This is a genomic window from Lysinibacillus sp. NPDC056185, assembly GCF_047737915.1.
In the GTDB taxonomy this organism is placed as follows: Bacteria; Bacillota; Bacilli; order Bacillales_A; family Planococcaceae; genus Lysinibacillus.
Genome location: NZ_JBLLLQ010000002.1, coordinates 28,502 through 46,182, shown reverse-complemented (window position 1 = coordinate 46,182; position 17,681 = coordinate 28,502). Strand labels below are relative to the sequence as shown.

Genomic DNA, 17,681 nt, shown 5'->3' with positions numbered 1-17,681 from the left:
TTATTCATAATTTTTGGAGGTATTTTTTTTATGTTTTCAAGTATTCGACCTAAGGCCGAACTCGATGAATTATTAAAGCGTGGTACAAATTTAAATGCTACAGGTCGTTTTAATAAAACACTTGCATTTAACCATTTCAATACTCAAGATGAAGAGAATTTAAAAACTCTCTACAATAAATTAAAAGATATCACGCCGTCGATGAATGCAATTTTTAATAACTATTTAAGAGAAATCTCTCTTTCCTCTCAGCTAACGATTAGTGAAGAAAATATTAATCGATACTTAACTCAATTTTTCCTAGCTACTCGTGATGATGAATATGTGGATGAAACCGTTAAATTTTTCAATTTGTTCAGAAAGAATCAATATGAGCCGGGTAAGTTAATCGTCGTCTTCAATCAATTTGCATTTTATATTACTACATACATTTTACATAATTTTGGTTTAAAACCTAATAAGGCATTTGAATATATGAAATCTTTCCAATCAGCTGTTAACGTTGACCAGGAATTACTCATCGAAGTATTAACAGAACGTACTATTGAAAATGTTGTCGCTGAAATTTCCTCTTTAATGGATGTCAACGCAAAAATCATGTATATGAAAGATTTAGTATTTAGCTTAGATAAACAAAACGAAGAAATCCAGTCTTCTACCGCAGCAACTGAAGAAATTGCCGCTTCTATTAACGAGGTTGCTCGAATGTCTTCTCGTATTTCTGAAAAAACAACTGAATCTGTTGATCATGCTGTACAAGGAAAAAATGCAATTGAGCATGCCCTTTCTGAAATCTTTAAAACAGAAGAAACATTTACATCAATTGTTGAATCCTTTTCAGAATTACAAAAGCGGGTAAATGATATTGAAAATGTTGTAACGTTAATAAACCAAATTGCCGATCAAACGAATTTACTTGCTTTGAACGCTTCTATTGAGGCTGCACGAGCAGGTGAACATGGTAAAGGCTTCGCCGTAGTTGCGCAGGAAGTTCGAAAGCTTGCTGAAGGAACGGTATCAGCGCTAAGTGAAGTAACTGCAAATGTACATCATTTAAAGAGCTATTCAAACGATGTGTCAAACTCAATAACAGAAACGACTGAAATTATTAAAGATGCAACTGTAGAGGCTAAAGAATCGTTACCATTATTAAATGCGATAGTTAGTGCCATTGAAGATATTAATCTGGATGTCACAAATACAGCTGCGATATCACAGGAACAGGCTGCAGCTATTGATGAAGTATCAGCAAGAATGATTGAGATTTCTAACCTTCAAGATGACATTCGCGAATATAGTCATAACACATCTAGTGATATTCATTCATTAGGGAAAGAAATTAATCGTTTCCGCAATGATATTATTGAGAATAATAATGTTCAGCTTTCGTCCATAGCACTTTTACAATTATCAAAGGCCGATCATATTTTATGGAAATGGCGAATTTATAATATGTTCCTCGGTCTTGAAAATGTCGAACCAAGTGATGTTTCTTCACATACAGACTGCCGTCTTGGTAAATGGTATACATCTGCTCGCACCGTAGAACGTTTCGGACACTTACAGGAGTACCGTGAATTAGACGCCTATCATTTACGTGTTCATGAATCGGCGAAGTTAGCAGCGGTGGCTTATAAGGCTGGGAATATTCAGCAGGCAGAAGTTCATTTAAAAGAAGTAGATCAAGCTTCTAAGCAAGTTCTCTATTTTATCAATAATCTAATTGCATATTTAGAAAAAGAACGTGTAATGCACTAAGCACCAAGGGGGTTCTCCCCTCTTAACTAGTAGGAGGTGTTAGCTTGAACAAGCGAGCGCTAATTAAATTTTTCGGTGATGTTTACGGGACTGGCTATCGTTTTTTCATTAAACAGAAAGCGATTGAGCTAGGATTAAAAGGATACTGTCAACTAAATAATCAAGATCAAATTGAGGTTGAAGTAGAAGGATCAAAAAAAGCGATAGATGAATTCTTAGTATTCGTTCAAAAGGGTGTTAGCCCTCAAGCAGATTCCAATTCATTTACTTTAGAGCTTTTTGATGATTTAAAAGGTTATACACGCATGGAGTCAGACATTGTTTAGTCTGGCTCCTCTTTTTTTGTATTGTTGTAATACTAAAGTTTATCAAGCTTTTCGTCTATTTTTAACATTGAATGAATACGGTTTATCTAAAATGACGTTGCTGGGGGCAAAATTATATTTTATTAATTTGGATTGGGAATACCCTTCCGTAGCAAATGCAAATAATTTTAATGTATCTTGAATTTCTAAAGTGGCTGCTCACACCATTCCACTGTTCTTATGCCAACTTTTATGAGTGATTTCATTATTTTTATCTATTAAATGAATGAGTCGTTGCCTATTGGACAACTATTCATTGAACTATTTGTGCAGATAAACTATCAACATTGTTATTACTTTCTAGCACTACTTTTTCTAAGTACGTGTTGTGTTTGTTGCAGCATGTTCTCATTCCTCTTTTCATCTATGTTTTATTTAGTTGCTACCGCATTTAAAAGTAATTGTTTGTTGTGATCAGACATTACACGCCATTCTTTAACCGTTACTTTCATTTGCCCTCACATCCTTTCAAATGTAGACTTCCAAACACTGTATGCAATCATTGGCGCATGTAGGACACTTCCGTATTGATTAATAACAGGTGGTATTTCATAATGCGCTATTTTTATTAAAAAAGGTGTTCACCCATCATGGCGAGCATGGATTGCTTTGACCGGTTAACCAGCCCTTAATATAGATGAGTTCAGTCAATCGAATCATGCGAGTACACTCTCCGTGCGAAGTTGCAATTATTCACACACTTAAATAGAAAAGTAATCGAAAACGTACATGCTTGGATGAGCAAAAATGTATATTGTTATTTTGACATTTACAGTAATAATTAATTTTGTCCGACTTCTTTCACATAGGTTTTCTTATACTCGGGAGAAATGAAAACAGATTCCATATTATAATTATTATTTCTATTTTAGTCACATTCGCCATTCTAGCAAATTATCTATTTTAGATCTACTAATTTAACCGTTATAAAACGACCAGTCGTTCCCTATGCTTTTGTTCCCTACTACTCATAATTCTACTCGCAAAATCCACTCAATATATCCTCCGTTGGACTTTGTCTGCACAATAAAAAGCCACACCTTGTTAGATGTGACTAAGGATGTTATTCGTTTGGATCCGCGGGTATTTGCTCTGCTTCCGCGAGTATTCGCCTTGCTTCCGCGAGTATTTCCCTTGCTTCGTGGGTATTCGCTCTGCTTCTGCGAGTATTACTTTGCTCCGCGAGTATTCGCTCTGCTTCCGCGAGTATTCACCTTGCTTCCGCGAGTATTCGCCTTGCTTTCGTGGGTTTTCGCTCTGCTTCCGCGAGTATTCGCCTTGCTTTCGCGGGTTTTCGCTCTGCTTCTGCGAGTATTCGCCTTGCTTCCGCGAGTTTTTACCTTACTTCCGCGAGTATTCGCCTTGCTTCCGCGGGTATTTGCTTTGCTTCCGCGAGTATTTGCTTTGCTCCGCGGATATTGCTTTGCTCCGCGGGATTTGCTTTGCTTCCGCGAGTATTCGCCTTGCTTCCGCGAGTATTTACCTTACTTCCGCGGGTATTCGCCTTGCTTCCGCGGGTATTTGCTTTGCTTCCGCGAGTATTCGCCTTGCTCCGCGGGTATTTGCTTTGCTTCCGCGAGTATTTACCTTACTTCCGCGAGTATTCGCTCTGCTTCCGGGGATATTTGCCTTGCTTCCGCGAGTATTCGCTCTGCTTCCGCGGGTATTTGCCTTGCTTCCGCGAGTATTTGCCTTGCTTCCGCGGGTATTTGCTTTGCTTCCGCGAGTTTTTACCTTACTTCCGCGAGTATTCGCTCTGCTTTCGCGGGTATTCGCTCTACTTCCGCGGGTATTGCTTTGCTCCGCGGATATTGCCTTGCTTCCGCGAGTATTTACCTTGCTTCCGCGAGTATTCACCTTGCTTTCGCGGGTTTTCGCTCTGCTTCCGCGAGTATTGCTTTGCTCCGCGAGTATTCGCTCTGCTTCCGCGAGTATTGCTTTGCTCCGCGAGTATTCGCTCTGCTTCCGCGAGTATTCGCCTTGCTTCCGCGAGTATTTACCTTACTTCCGCGAGTATTCGCCTTGCTTCCGCGAGTATTCGCCTTGCTTTCGCGGGTTTTCGCTCTGCTTCCGCGAGTATTGCTTTGCTCCGCGAGTATTCGCTCTGCTTCCGCGGATATTGCTTTGCTTCCGCGAGTATTCGCCTTGCTTCGCTCCGCGGGTATTTACCTTGCTTTCGCAGGTATTGCTTCGCTCCGCCAGTAATTTATAGTTACCTGCATAAAAAAAGCCACAACCATAATGAGTGTGACCTTGAAGTCCTGATTATAATTCTTCTAAATAGATTGTAACTGTAATACTTCTTGGACTGTAAGTAAAAGCTCTTTCACTTACTGCCCTGTAATTATCATCAATACTAACTACATCACCAACGTTCGGAATCAGAGCTGATAGAGAGTTGTTGATGTCATACGTCATAATTACATCTCCGTTTTGTTCACAAAAACTGATTGTAATCTGTTCTAAATTTCCTCTCATTTTTGGAACCACCTTCCACACTAATCATAGAATACATGGAACGAAATGTCATCACCAGAAATATAAAGCCAATAAAAAGCCACAACAAATTAAATGTGACTTGATATCAATATTCTATTTAGTCGTTAATGTCTCTATAGTTTTACTGTTATTACAGGTAAGACATTTAGCTTTAAATTTTATACTCGTTGAAAGTAACTGCAACTTACTTAAGTCGTTTGTCAACTTTTCTATTTCAACTAAACCTTCACTTTGCAAATTACTAATTTCCAACTCAAGTTGTTTTAATGATTTTTGAATTAATTCTATTTCTTCCTTGTATTTCTCTAACATTATTTTAGTATCAATGAGCTCAATCTTATTGTTTGTGTTTTTTTGCATATGGTAGACTCTCCCTTTTTACCTATGAAGTCATCTTTATGGCGCAATCTTTGTTACGTGAGAAATTGAAAAACACCTTAGGACATGAAAAAATTTTAACAATTGGATTTAATTAACACTATTATAAAGTTGTTTAACATATTTAACAATGTTATTTTTCATTCAAATGAAAATCAATTATACCTAGGCAAAATTGCCGCTGACGCTTCGCTTTCGCACAGAAAACATTTGCCACTGACCCTTAGCTTTCGCGCAGATAAACAATATTGTCCGGGATTGGCTTTATGCTTAGGCCAACACGATGCAGGTCAGTTTGCCGTTATCGCATGGATGTGATGATTTAGGCTAACATCCTTTATTAGCTCCTTTCCGATTGCCGTGATTTTCTTTCGCTACATAAAACACTGTTAAAAAGCCACACCTTGTTAGATGTGACTTCCTGAAATATTTTAATCTATATATATTGTAAATACTCTAAGACATTCCCGAAAGGATCTCTGAAGCTAATAACTTTTCCAGGAGGACAATCCACCGGCTCATCTGTAATGAACTCAACATTATGATATTTTAACTTATTGACTGTTTGATGAATGTCCTCTGTCTTTAAAGCTAAAACCACACCTAAAGTATCTTTTGGAATGGATTTAGAGTTTTTCGCTTCTTCTAAAACTAAAGGTAAATCTCCGTGAACAAGTGTCACGATTTTGGGTCCGTATTGTTTGTTTACCTCAAAACCTAAAACAGTCGTATAGAAATCAATTGCTTTTTCAATGTTAGGTACATAGATGCTGATCACACAAACTTGACTCATAATTCATCCCCCTATTATTCCGGTAATTACCTTTTGGGTATATAAAAAATAATAGAATATATGGTAATATTTTTAACTCTTAAGACAAATTCATCGGTTTCGACCATGTCCAAACCATCCAATTCATATGCACCATAAGTTAATTCTAATAACGTGCTTTTATTTTCCCATTACATTTCTTCCTTCATTGAATAAAAAAGCCTTCCACAATTAATGCAGAAGGCAATGGAAAAATTTTATTTACGAAAAGCTCGTCTCTCAGCATATTCAGCACATAAATAACACACCTTAATTTTTTTGTACTTCTCATTTCTGTAATTTCGTAAATCTGGTGCTTTGCGTTTACAAAAATAACATGCATTATTAGGGATTTTTGGTGAACTAGTTTTGAATTGTTCTTTAATTTTAATTAATATCGATTTCATAAAGCTATTCCCCTTTCACTTCTATTTTTCGACAAAAGGAAAGGATTTCCTCTTATTGTTGACATATGTTTTACTAATTGCATAACCTTAGCTCATTAAATTTTTTAACCGCCCCACTATAATTCACGTTACTATTTTGAAACGGTGTCTTTTTTATTTTGACTGATACGGGTATGGAACATTTTTTTATGAACAAACGACTAAATATATGAAGGGGTGTATAGCCATGAAAAAGCTAACCGTTTTATTTTTTATACTTTTAATTGCTGGTTGCGATCGTGTAAATAGCTCGACTGATATTGATATGAATGTTAATGATGAACCTTCACCTTACATTTCAACTCCAGAAGATATTGTAGACACGCATGGTGAAATAAAAAATCTAGAAAGATTTGAAGATTTTTTCCGTAATGTACAACTAGGGAAAGAAGATAGTATTAGAGTGGCTAAATATACTATAGAAGGTGACCCAATACTTCATGAACTTAAGTACGATGGGAAAATAATAAAATCAACGTATGACAGCCGCAGAGATCAATTTGGTCAAGGAAGTATCATTCATTCAGCATGCTCTTTAATTGATACCGCTGAAACGAATGAAAGTACAAATTATCTTCTTAGAGACTGTGAGCCTCCAATAGAAAATAGCTCTATTTTAGTAATTGAAAAATAGGTGTGTTTTTTAACGAATTTACCGAAAGAATTCTACTTCCTCAAGCAGGTGGATGGGACGACTCTTTCGACAGAACAATTAAAACATTTTCAATCTAATGAATGACTTAAAATTAACGTGTCTCACTACTCAGCGTATTTTGAGAATAAAATCTCGAATACGCTTTTTAATTTTATAAAATAATTTTAACGCTCATGTCGAGGAATCAACAACAGACGAAAAAACAATACTAATGTTTAACCTATTAAGAGAGAAAAAATTGACGAACAACGTGTGAAGCAATTCGCGAATTACTATAATTTTGAATACAATATATATAATGAAATCGATTAATCCAAATAAGCCTTTTATTACTTACCCGAGTAATAGATGAAACAGCAATGCCGGAAACTTAGTTCGATTTCTTATTCGTCTGTCCCCTTTTCTTTCTAATAAGCAAAGGATTTTCTTGTTCTTAAGTAATATCATTGAGAAACTTTACAAATAGCAGTAAAATTTATGTAAGGATTATTATTTCATTGAAACTTTATGTCGATTATTTCGTATAAGAATATAGACATATTTAAATGCTAGGAGGAAGAAACATGCTCAGTGTCGGACAGTTTTTCTCTAGACATACCGCTAGCTTCTTAATTTCTCTCACAACTGTTTCTATCACAGCAATTGCGGCAAGTCCAGGATACTTCCTTGGTGGTTTATTATTTGCTGGAACATACGCGTCGAGTACGGCGTTGTTGAAATATAGACAGAAAAAGAAGTTCATGCAAATAGCAGGTATAACAAAAGAAGAATACAAACATATTGATACACAACTTACAGCAGCCAATAAAAATATTCAAACATTAAGTCAAAACTACTTACGTGTACGTTCTGTTTCTGCATTTAAGCAATTACTTGAAATGACACGTATTTCAAAAAATATCGTGAAAGTAGTTAAAACAGATCCACGAAAATTTTATAATGTTGAACAATTTTTTTATGCACATCTCCCTTCCGCTGTCGAATTAACGGATAAATATACGATGTTATCGAGACAGCCTGTGAAGGACAAGGAAATCCAAATTACATTATCGAAAACAAGAGAAACACTTACAGATTTAAATGATACGATTCAAATTGATTTAAAGGATGCGCTTTCCAACGATATTGACCATCTTCAAATGGAGATCGAATTTGCGAATCGTTCCAATTTAAGACGAAAAGAACAATTGGAGTGGCGAGGCGATGATAAATGACAGCAAATGATCACGCATTTCAACTAAATACAATACAAGGTCTTTCCCCACTTGTGCAAACTTATTTCGAAACAACTCCAAATAATGAGGCGATGGCGACGTATGATACGCTATCGCCTCTTGCACAAAGTCGTGCACTTCTATACGCTAGTCAGCTTGATCTAACAAACTTCGAGTCAGTCCTGTCTTTAGGGCAGGATTCACAGCGATCGCTTTCTCAATTTGCTGATCGAATGCTTGCACAAGTAAAACAAAAAGACGTCACAAAAATTGGCCAAATGTTAGACTCATTAATGCAAACGTTAGACCGTGTGGACCCTAACGCATTAGAACCAAAAAAGCAGTCCTTTTTTAAAAAAATGTTTGGTAAAATTGAGCCAACTGTTAAGCAAACATTAACGGAGTTTGAACGTATTAGTATCCAAGTAGAACGCATTGGTGTTCAGCTCGAACGTGCACAGCTTCAAATGATAAAAGATGTGGAAATGCTGGATGGACTTTATTCACATAATAGAGGATTCTTTGAGGAGTTAGCGACTGCTATTGCAGCAGGACAAATGAAGAAGCAGCAAGCCATTGAAGTTGAGCTTCCTGAAAAAGTGACTAGTGTACAAGCAACGAAACAGCCACTAGCTATTCAACAGCTTAATGATTTTGCCGCTCAAATCGAACGTCTAGATCAACGTATTTATGACTTACAAGTATCGCAGCAAGTCGCCTTACAAACTGCACCACAAATACGGATGATTCAGCAGTCTAATCAATCGTTAGCGGAAAAAATTGAATTTTCAATTGTTACCCTTATTCCGCTTTGGAAAAATCAGTTGGCCATGATGTTATCTATGCATATGGATCATCACTACGCGCAGCTAGAAGAAAGATTATCTCGTACAAATGATCGATTTACGAGCCCTTCCTTTGAACAGCAAGTATCGAAATTCAAAGAAACACAACATGAGCTGAAGACAGCTATCAAAGACGTCTTCGCCCTTCATACAGCTACAGAACAGGAAAAACAGCAATTACAGGATGTAGCTGACTTGAAGACCTTTAAGAAGGAATGATTCCTTTTTCCCAACAAAGAAGGGTGGCTCAGAAAAATCTGAACCACCCTTTGATTTTTATTCGAAATAATCTTTATAGTAGCCACCGATATTACCAGTGTTATCGATAATAAAAATGAATTCTTCTGTTTCATTTTTCACATCATATTGTTTCCCTACTGTTAATACGTTTGAAACTAAATATTTTGATGCATTAGTATGCTTACAAGTAACTGTGCGTACTGTTGGAGCATCTTTCCATTTTAAATGTAACATAATCTCTCTACCTCTCTTTACTAGCACGAAGCTAATGTCTACTGCTTATTTTATAATATTTTTGAACTTTTGTGGAGAAAAAAACCATAGAAGATCATATTTTCTCCATAACTATCGTTTTTTTTTACCATATCCATAATAAAAATTTTTACTTCGAGGTGTTACTATGAGCTTTGGTAGTGTACCGCAATGGTTTTTTATCCTAGCCGTTGCATTTGCAATTTGCTTTATTTTATACGCAGAATGGAATTCTAGAAAATAAGTGAGCCCATTAATTTGGACTCACTTTTTTTGTTATTGTAATCGAACGTTATTTTAATGTTCGTTTTAAAAACTCTTTTGTCCGTTCATTCTGAGGATTTACTAATACCTGTGATGGTGGTCCTTCCTCTACAATTACACCTTTATCCATAAATACGACGCGATCCGCTACTTCTTTGGCAAATTCCATTTCATGTGTAACAATTAACATCGTATTCCCAGCATCCGCAAGCTGGCGCATTACCTTCAACACTTCACCGACCATCTCTGGATCCAGTGCTGACGTCGGTTCATCAAACAGCATTACATCTGGGCTCATTGACAATGCTCGTGCAATCGCTACACGCTGTTTTTGACCGCCAGATAGTTGTCGTGGCTTGGCATTGACGTATTGATCCATACCAACAATCTGCAAATATTTTAAAGCAACTTCGTCGGCTTCTGCCTTTGAACGCTTTAATACTTTCATTTGACCAACTGTACAGTTTTTTAGCACATTATGATTGTTGAATAAGTTAAATTGCTGGAATACCATACCTAAATGTGTACGGTATTCTTGGATATTATGCTTTTCATCTAAAATGTTTTCACCTTTGTAAATAATTTGACCACCACTTGGTGTTTCCAGTAAATTAATGCAGCGTAGTAATGTTGATTTACCTGATCCAGAAGAACCGATTAAGCAGACAACCTCACCTTTTTCTACTTGGAAATTTACATCCTTTAACACTTGGTTACGACCAAATGATTTACTTAAATGCTCTATTTTAATAATTGTCACTTGTTCGTCCCCCTATACTGCTTCTTTCTGTTCTTTTTGGTAGGCATCTGGTCCGTCCAGTCGTTTTTCAATATACAGTAAGATTCTCGATGCTGTGAATGTCATGATGAAATAAAGGACACAAGCTATAAAGAAGGATTCAAAATAGCGGAAGTTATTACCCGCGATCGATTTTGTTTGGAAGAACAATTCCGTAACCCCGATAACATTTAATACTGCTGTATCTTTAATATTCATAATTAATTGGTTACCTGTTGCAGGCAATATATTTCGCGCAACTTGTGGTAATACAACATGTAGCATAATTTGAAAATGGTTCATACCAATTGCCGATGCAGCCTCGTACTGCCCTTTATCAATGGATACAATACCACCGCGAACAATTTCAGTCATATAAGCACCTGTGTTTAATGAAACAACTAAAATACCTGCCGTAATAAAGTGCATATCAATGCCAAATGCAATATCTAATCCGAAAAATACAACCATTGCTTGTACAATCATTGGTGTACCACGGAAAAATTCGACATAGCATGTTAGTATAAAATTAATGAGCTTTAAGCTATAGAACTTTACACCTTTTTTACGAACCTTAATGGTATGCATAATTCCGATGAAAAATCCGATAAGTGCACCAATAATTGTACTACTAATAGAAATAAGTAATGTATAATACGCACCTCGTAAAAACATTTGCCAGTTGTTCTCAACAATAGAAATAATCCAATCAAAACTCATGATGTTCCTCCTAACAACGTCGTGTTGCTTGTTCGTTACAGTATCCTGTCTTGGATGGAGCCTTTGTTTCTTTTATTTTATGAAACTTTTAGCTCAGACATTATTATTATTTAGAAAGATTATAAATTGTAATGAGATGGCACGGACTAGCAGATAGCCCGTGCCATCATGTTATTGTGCTGCTGGTTGTTGGTGAATGGCTTCTTCCATAATTTTTTGGCGATCATCTTCAGAAATACCTTTTAAGATCTCATTGATTTTTTCAAGATTTGCATCGCCTTTACGTAAACCAACTGCAATGGATGTATTTGAAATATCTGTTTTGAAGCCTTTTTCAAACTTCACATACGCGAACTTATCATTTGCAGCAGCAGCGGAAATACCTTCTGGACGTTCAGCTACATAGCCGTCAATTTTTCCAGCTTCTAATGCAACGCGCATTGCTGGGAAGTTATCCATTGCAGTTTGTTTTTTTACATCTTTGATTTGATCGATGACATTGTAGTTAGATGTATTTAATTGTGATGTAATTTTAGCACCAGAGAAATCTTGGATAGAAGTTGCTTTTTCATATTTGCTGCCTTTTTTAATGACCATAACAAAATCAGATGTATAGTAGTTTTCAGTGAAGTCAACTGTTTGCTTACGCTCTTTAGTAGGTGACATACCAGCAATGATTGCATCGATTTTATTGGACTGTAGTGCTGGTACTAAGCCATCCCATTCCAATTTTACGATAACTAATTCTTTTCCTAAGCCTTCAGCGATTTTTTTCGCCATTTGCACATCATAACCACCCGCATATTCTGCATTATCCGCAATTTTTACTGCGCCATTTGCATCACCCTGCTGTGTCCAGTTAAACGGAGCATAACCTGCTTCCATCCCAATACGGAATTGGCCGCCGCCTTCTTCCGTACTCGTCTTGTTACCGTCATTACTAGATGACGTCGTAGCCTTTTTGTCACCAGCACCACAAGCTGCTAGCAAAATTGCAGTCATGACGGTCAACATTAATACCAACCATTTTCTTTTCATGTAAATCTCCCCTTTTCTGTAAAAAATAAGACAACTGTACCAAAAAAGACCTAAGTACTGAACTTAGGTCTTACTTTTTTAACAGTTGCCCAAATCCTCACTATAATTCCATCATTCCGAGATAGCACAACCTAATAAACCTGGAAAATAATTTACTAGGACAGTCCTGCACTTATTCACTGCAGACCCAGCATAAAAGTACGAGCTCCTTCTATACTTCGGCGATAGTTCCTTCTCCATTGCGTCTTCGTTTGCTTGTACTCAACAATGAACTAATAAATACCGCGCCTCTACCTCACAATAGGATAAATGTGAGGTTTGTATATTTAATTGATATTAAGATACTACTATAAAGCTAATGTGTTCGTCAAGATAATTTTATTACTTTTCTGACTAATTACAATATTAGGGTTTTTTATCCTTTTAATGCCTTATATACACTTTTGCAAAGTTGAAAATAATTAAGACTGCCGCTTTGCCGAAAGAATCCGTAAAGTCGCCTATGCTTCTTTATACGAACTTTACCCAATTTATATACTTGGATGCAGTTATAATAATGTAAATGAAAAGCCGATTCTTTGGAAAATCCGTATTGCTACGAATACTTTTTCCGTCACTTTAGCTCTTCTATCCGTCGATTCGTTCCCTTTCCATCGCTCTGGCTTTTCTTTCCGTCGATTCAGCTTTTCTATCCGTCGCTACGAGTACTTTATCCGTCACTTTTGCTCTTTTATCCGTCGCTTCGTTTTCTTTCCGTCGCTCTGGCTTTTCTTTCTGTCGATTCAGCTTTTCTATCCGTCGCTACGAGTACTTTATCCGTCACTTTAGCTCTTCTATCCATCGCTTCGTTTTCTTACCGTCGCTCTGGCTTTTCTTTCCGTCGATTCAGCTCTTCTATCCGTCGCTATGAATACTTTATCTGTCATTTTGGCTCTTCTTTCCGTCGCTTGGTTTTCTTTCCGTCGCTCTGGCTCTTCTTTCCGTCGATTCTGCACTTCTATCCGTCGCTACGAATGCTTTTTCCGTCACTTTAGCTCTTCTATCCATCGATTCGTTCTCTTACCGTCGCTTTGGCTATTCTTTCCGTCGATTCAGCTTTTCTTTCCGTCGATACGAGTACTTTTTCCGTCACTTTAGCTCTTCTATCCATCGCTTCGTTCTCTTTCCGTCGCTTTCTTAAGAGTTGCTCCATAAAAAGAAAAAACCCTGCAAAACAATGTTTGCAAGGTTTTAATAAACTCAGGAATTAAGAATTTAATAATAAATCTTCTGGGTTTTCAAGTAGTTCTTTAACAGTTTTAAGGAAGCCTACAGAATCTTTACCATCGATAATACGGTGGTCATAAGAAAGAGCTAAGTACATCATTGGGCGAATTTCTACTTCACCATTCACTTCAACTGGACGTTTTTTGATAGTATGCATACCAAGGATACCAGCTTGTGTACCATTCATGATAGGTGTAGACATTAATGAACCGAATACACCACCATTTGTAATTGTGAATGAGCCACCTTGAAGATCAGATAAACCTAATTTTTTGTCGCGTGCTTTTTTAGCTAGGTCTGCAATTGAATCTTCAATTTCAGCAAAGTTTTTGCGGTCAGCGTCACGTACAACCGGTACTACTAAACCTTCTTCTGTTGATACAGCTACACCGATATCAAAGAAGTTGTTTAAGTGAATTTCATCACCATTGATTTGTGCGTTCACATATGGGTATTTTTTAAGCGCTGCAACTACAGCTTTTGTGAAGAATGACATGAAACCAAGTTTAGAGCCAGTTGACTCGAAGAATTGGTCTTTTTTACGAGAGCGTAAAGCCATAACGTTTGTCATATCTACTTCGTTGAATGTAGTTAACATTGCTGTAGATTGTTTTACTTCAAGTAAGCGTTTTGCAATTGTTTGGCGACGACGGCTCATTTTTTCAATTGTTACACGTGAATCATCTACAGCTACAACTGCTTTAGGTGCTGCTGCTACTGGTGCTGCTACTGGTGCTGTACCATGAGCTGCTACGTCTTGTACACGTACACGGCCTTGTGGATCTACTGGAGATACAGCAGCAAGGTCAATACCTTTTTCACGAGCAAGTTTACGAGCTGCTGGAGATGCGATTACACGCTCACCAGTAGTTTCTTCTACAACTGGAGCTGCTGCAACTGGAGCAGGTGCCGCTTGTGGTGCTGCTGCTGGTGCTACTGCTGCTGCAACTGGTGCCGCTGGAGCAGGTGCTGCACCTTCGCCAGCTTCTACTACTGCGATTACTTGACCAACAAGTACAGTATCGCCTTCTTCAGCTAAAATTTGAGTTAAAACTCCCGCTTCTTCAGAAATGATTTCAGCGTTTACTTTGTCTGTTTCAAGTTCAACGATGAATTCACCTTTTTCAACGCGATCGCCCACTTTTTTTACCCATTGTGCGATACTACCTTCTGTAATCGATTCTGCTAATTCAGGGACTTTAATTTCAGCCACTTTCATTTCCTCCTTTAATTAACGTGCATTATGCACATAAAAGGGCTACTGCCTCAGCAAGTAGCCCGGCTCTCAAAAATTTAATATGTGATTATTTAACCTTTACAGGCTCAGCAACTGCTTCTTCTACAAGTGCGGCTTGAGCTGCTTTATGAGAATCTGCATCACCTTCAGAAGTCGAGCTCATTGCAGGACGGCCTACATAACGTAGCTTTTTACCTTCTGAAAGGTCGTGTAATGTTTCTAATGCATAATTCCAAGAACCTTGGTTTTTAGGTTCTTCTTGTACCCAAACGATTTCTTTAACATTAGGATACTTTGCAATAATACCAGCAACTTGCTCTTTTGGGAATGGGTAAAGTTGTTCTACACGAGCAATGTGTAGGTGATCGAAGCCTTCACCATCTTTAATACGGTCTGCAATGTCGATCATTACTTTACCTGAACCTAATACAATGCGTTCTACAGCTTCAGTTTTTGAACCTAGACCTGGTTGTTCAATTACTTCTTGGAATGAGCCATTTGCTAATTGATCAGCATTTGCTGCAGCTAATGGGTGACGAAGTAAGTACTTAGGTGATACAACTACAAGTGGGCGAACGCCTTCTGTACCTAATAATGCTGCTTGACGACGTAATAAGTGGTAGTAGTTACCTGCGTTTGAGCAGTTTGCTACGAACCAGTTATTTTCAGCTGACATTTGTAAGTAACGTTCCATACGGCTTGAAGAGTGTTCTGGACCTTGACCTTCATAACCATGTGGTAAAAGAATAACTAGACCAGATTTTTGACCCCATTTAGCACGTGCACCTGAAATAAAGTTATCAAACATAACTTGTGCCATGTTAGCAAAGTCACCAAATTGAGCTTCCCAAACTGATAATACATGGCCATTTTCTAAATTGTAACCATATTCAAAGCCCACTACCCCAGCTTCTGTAAGTGGAGAGTTGTGTACTGAAAATGATGCATTTGCACCTGAAATATGGTGAAGTGGCGTGAATAAATTACCATTGTTTTTGTCATGTAACACTAAGTGACGTTGAGAGAACGTACCACGTTGTGCATCTTGACCTGTAAAACGTACTGGTGTGCCATCTTGAATAATTGTTGCATAAGCTAAAGTTTCTGCATGACCCCAGTCGATTTTTGCAGAAGCAAATGCATCACGGCGTTTTTCTAAAATTTTGCCAAGTTTTTTCTGTGGTTCAAAGTTTTCTTCAAACACTAAAAGCTCTTCATTAATTTTTCCTAGACGTTCCGCACCAACTGCTGTATCAATTTGTGGGAATTCTACTTTTAATTCTTCTGGCATTTCTAAATGTTTGTGTTCATCTTTATCTGCCATTTCTTTTACATGATCATAAGCTGCTTGCATTTCTGCATAGATAGCTTTATCTAATGCTGCAACTTCATCAGCAGAAACTACACCCTCAGCTGCTAATTGAGCGCCGTATAAACCACGAACTGGCTCATGTATAGAAACTAATTTATATGTTTCAGGGTTTGTTACAGTTGGATCATCCGTTTCATTGTGACCATGACGACGGTAACCGATAAGGTCAACGATGATATCTTTACCGAATTTTTGACGGTAGCTAGCTGCGAAACGACCTACTAAAGTTACAGACTCAGGGCTATCTGCATTTACATGCACAACTGGTACTTCATAACCTTTTGCAGGGTCAGAAGAGTAAACAGATGAACGAGAGTCTTGTAGTTCAGTTGTAAATCCAATCATGTTATTAGCAATGATGTGAACTGTACCACCAGTAGTGAACCCTTCAGTTTTTGCAAAGTTTAATACTTCTGTTACGATCCCTTGACCTGGGAACGCAGCGTCACCATGCACAAGAATACCTAATCCTTTTGTACGGTTATGGACAGCTTGCCCTGGTTTAGAAGTGTCATCTTGTGCTGCACGTGCAGTACCTAAAACAACAGGATTTCCAACTTCTAAGTGAGATGGGTTGTAAGCAAGTTTAACATTCATACCAGATTCACGCATATATGAAGCACCCATGTGATACTTAACATCACCAGTCCAGCCTTTAGTAATTTCAAGGCGACCGTTTTCTGGGATAAATAATTCATTAGAAACATGTGCAAAGTCAGAGAACATCATATCGTATGGTTTATTTAAAATGTGTGTTAACACATTTAAGCGTCCACGGTGGGCCATACCAATACGTACATTTTCAACGCTATTTGTTTCAGCTGTTTTCAAAATTTCATCGAATAGGACGATTTGAGTATCTAAACCTTCACCAGAGAAACGCTTTTGACCTACAAAAGTTTTATGAATAAACTTCTCGAAGTTCTCAACACGAGTTAAACGATCTAATAAAGCTTTTTTCTCATTAGAAGATAATGATTGTTTAAATGAACCTGTTTCAATTTGTGCTTGAATCCAATCACGTTCTTCTGTTGCTACTACGTGATTATATTCAAATGCTACTTTATCTGTATAAACAGATTTTAAGTAATCGATTGCATCTTTACCATTTTTCACGTTTGCTGGCACATCTTTGAAGAAGACAGCTGCAGGAATTTCAGCTAAATCTGCAGCGCTTAAGTTGAACGCGCTTTCTTCAATTTGAGCTGTTTGTAGTTCACGGTTTTTCAAAGGATAAATATCTGCCGCTAAATGACCGTTTGTACGGATTGCATCTGCTAATTTCACAGCTGCTAACACTTTCTTGTAATCGCCAGCAGGAGCTGCTGCTGCATTACTAGCTACAGCTACTTCACCTTCTACTACTACTGGTGCACCAAATTGTTGGAATAATAATACTAACTCCGGTTCTACTTCTTCAGGAGACTGTAAGAATAAGTCGTATTGCTCCATCACATATCCTAGGTTAGGACCAGAGAAAGCTGACCATGGAGAACTTACAGTTGTAACGTTGTTCGACATGAAAAATGACCTCCAAATTTTG

At 37.5% G+C, this 17,681-nt stretch carries 16 protein-coding genes and 1 riboswitch; of the genes, 6 read left to right on the top strand and 10 right to left on the bottom strand.

The window, feature by feature from the left end:
- Window positions 1-30 precede the first annotated feature (30 nt).
- Both ACMZ42_RS02680 and ACMZ42_RS02675 read left to right on the top strand, forming a co-directional pair.
- Window positions 31-1,758 carry a methyl-accepting chemotaxis protein gene (locus tag ACMZ42_RS02680; protein WP_415730461.1) on the top strand — a complete coding sequence of 576 codons (1,728 nt, stop codon included), beginning with the start codon at window positions 31-33 and terminating at the stop codon, window positions 1,756-1,758.
- Window positions 1,759-1,802: 44 nt separating this feature from the next.
- A complete protein-coding gene (locus ACMZ42_RS02675; RefSeq protein ID WP_370081489.1) occupies window positions 1,803-2,084 on the top strand; it encodes an acylphosphatase in 282 nt (93 codons plus the stop codon).
- A 2,304-nt stretch (window positions 2,085-4,388) separates the two neighbouring features.
- Here the strand turns inward: ACMZ42_RS02675 and ACMZ42_RS02670 are convergent.
- From ACMZ42_RS02670 to ACMZ42_RS02655, 4 genes are all read right to left on the bottom strand, one after another.
- On the bottom strand, window positions 4,389-4,541 hold the full coding sequence (locus ACMZ42_RS02670) for a hypothetical protein (protein ID WP_415730459.1): 153 nt from the start codon (window positions 4,539-4,541) through the stop codon (window positions 4,389-4,391).
- Between the two features lie 174 nt (window positions 4,542-4,715).
- A complete protein-coding gene (locus ACMZ42_RS02665) occupies window positions 4,716-4,982 on the bottom strand; it encodes a hypothetical protein (RefSeq protein ID WP_370081493.1) in 267 nt (88 codons plus the stop codon).
- A gap of 454 nt (window positions 4,983-5,436) precedes the next feature.
- Complete coding sequence (locus tag ACMZ42_RS02660; RefSeq protein ID WP_415730458.1) at window positions 5,437-5,793, bottom strand: VOC family protein; 357 nt, start codon at window positions 5,791-5,793, stop codon at window positions 5,437-5,439.
- Between the two features lie 236 nt (window positions 5,794-6,029).
- Complete coding sequence (locus ACMZ42_RS02655; protein ID WP_415730457.1) at window positions 6,030-6,218, bottom strand: hypothetical protein; 189 nt, start codon at window positions 6,216-6,218, stop codon at window positions 6,030-6,032.
- 226 nt (window positions 6,219-6,444) lie between these two features.
- Here ACMZ42_RS02655 and ACMZ42_RS02650 point away from each other — a divergent pair, with 226 nt between their 5' ends.
- The 3 genes from ACMZ42_RS02650 to ACMZ42_RS02640 all read left to right on the top strand — a co-directional run bounded on the left by ACMZ42_RS02650 (window position 6,445) and on the right by ACMZ42_RS02640 (window position 9,190).
- Entirely contained in the window at window positions 6,445-6,891 is a 447-nt protein-coding gene (locus ACMZ42_RS02650) for a DUF4362 domain-containing protein (protein ID WP_415730456.1), read from the top strand.
- A gap of 584 nt (window positions 6,892-7,475) precedes the next feature.
- Window positions 7,476-8,126, top strand: a complete 651-nt coding sequence (locus ACMZ42_RS02645) for a 5-bromo-4-chloroindolyl phosphate hydrolysis family protein (RefSeq protein WP_370081499.1) — start codon at window positions 7,476-7,478, stop codon at window positions 8,124-8,126.
- Window positions 8,123-9,190, top strand: a complete 1,068-nt coding sequence (locus ACMZ42_RS02640; RefSeq protein WP_415730455.1) for a toxic anion resistance protein — start codon at window positions 8,123-8,125, stop codon at window positions 9,188-9,190. Before ACMZ42_RS02645 ends, ACMZ42_RS02640 begins: the two co-directional genes overlap by 4 nt.
- 57 nt (window positions 9,191-9,247) lie before the next feature.
- On the opposite strand, the gene ACMZ42_RS02635 is transcribed toward ACMZ42_RS02640, so the two are convergent.
- From ACMZ42_RS02635 to ACMZ42_RS02620, 4 genes are all read right to left on the bottom strand, one after another.
- Window positions 9,248-9,445 (bottom strand): DUF6501 family protein, encoded by a 198-nt coding sequence (locus ACMZ42_RS02635; protein WP_053485867.1) that lies wholly within the window; start codon window positions 9,443-9,445, stop codon window positions 9,248-9,250.
- 310 nt (window positions 9,446-9,755) lie between these two features.
- The gene (locus tag ACMZ42_RS02630) at window positions 9,756-10,487 is read right to left on the bottom strand and encodes an amino acid ABC transporter ATP-binding protein (RefSeq protein ID WP_415730454.1); all 732 of its coding nucleotides are present in this window, start codon (window positions 10,485-10,487) and stop codon (window positions 9,756-9,758) included.
- 12 nt (window positions 10,488-10,499) lie between these two features.
- Window positions 10,500-11,225 carry an amino acid ABC transporter permease gene (locus ACMZ42_RS02625; RefSeq protein ID WP_402871482.1) on the bottom strand — a complete coding sequence of 242 codons (726 nt, stop codon included), beginning with the start codon at window positions 11,223-11,225 and terminating at the stop codon, window positions 10,500-10,502.
- A gap of 171 nt (window positions 11,226-11,396) precedes the next feature.
- Window positions 11,397-12,263, bottom strand: coding sequence for a transporter substrate-binding domain-containing protein (locus ACMZ42_RS02620; RefSeq protein ID WP_402871479.1), 867 nt, complete (start codon window positions 12,261-12,263; stop codon window positions 11,397-11,399).
- Between the two features lie 114 nt (window positions 12,264-12,377).
- Window positions 12,378-12,564: riboswitch (Lysine riboswitch) on the bottom strand.
- Window positions 12,565-12,841: 277 nt separating this feature from the next.
- On the opposite strand from ACMZ42_RS02620, the gene ACMZ42_RS02615 reads away from it, so the two are divergent.
- Window positions 12,842-13,297 (top strand): hypothetical protein, encoded by a 456-nt coding sequence (locus tag ACMZ42_RS02615; RefSeq protein ID WP_415730453.1) that lies wholly within the window; start codon window positions 12,842-12,844, stop codon window positions 13,295-13,297.
- Between the two features lie 212 nt (window positions 13,298-13,509).
- On the opposite strand, the gene odhB is transcribed toward ACMZ42_RS02615, so the two are convergent.
- Complete coding sequence (odhB, locus tag ACMZ42_RS02610; protein WP_370082043.1) at window positions 13,510-14,742, bottom strand: 2-oxoglutarate dehydrogenase complex dihydrolipoyllysine-residue succinyltransferase; 1,233 nt, start codon at window positions 14,740-14,742, stop codon at window positions 13,510-13,512.
- Between the two features lie 91 nt (window positions 14,743-14,833).
- Window positions 14,834-17,659: a 2-oxoglutarate dehydrogenase E1 component gene (locus tag ACMZ42_RS02605; protein WP_415730452.1), complete on the bottom strand. Its 2,826-nt coding sequence runs from the start codon at window positions 17,657-17,659 to the stop codon at window positions 14,834-14,836.
- Window positions 17,660-17,681 lie beyond the last annotated feature (22 nt).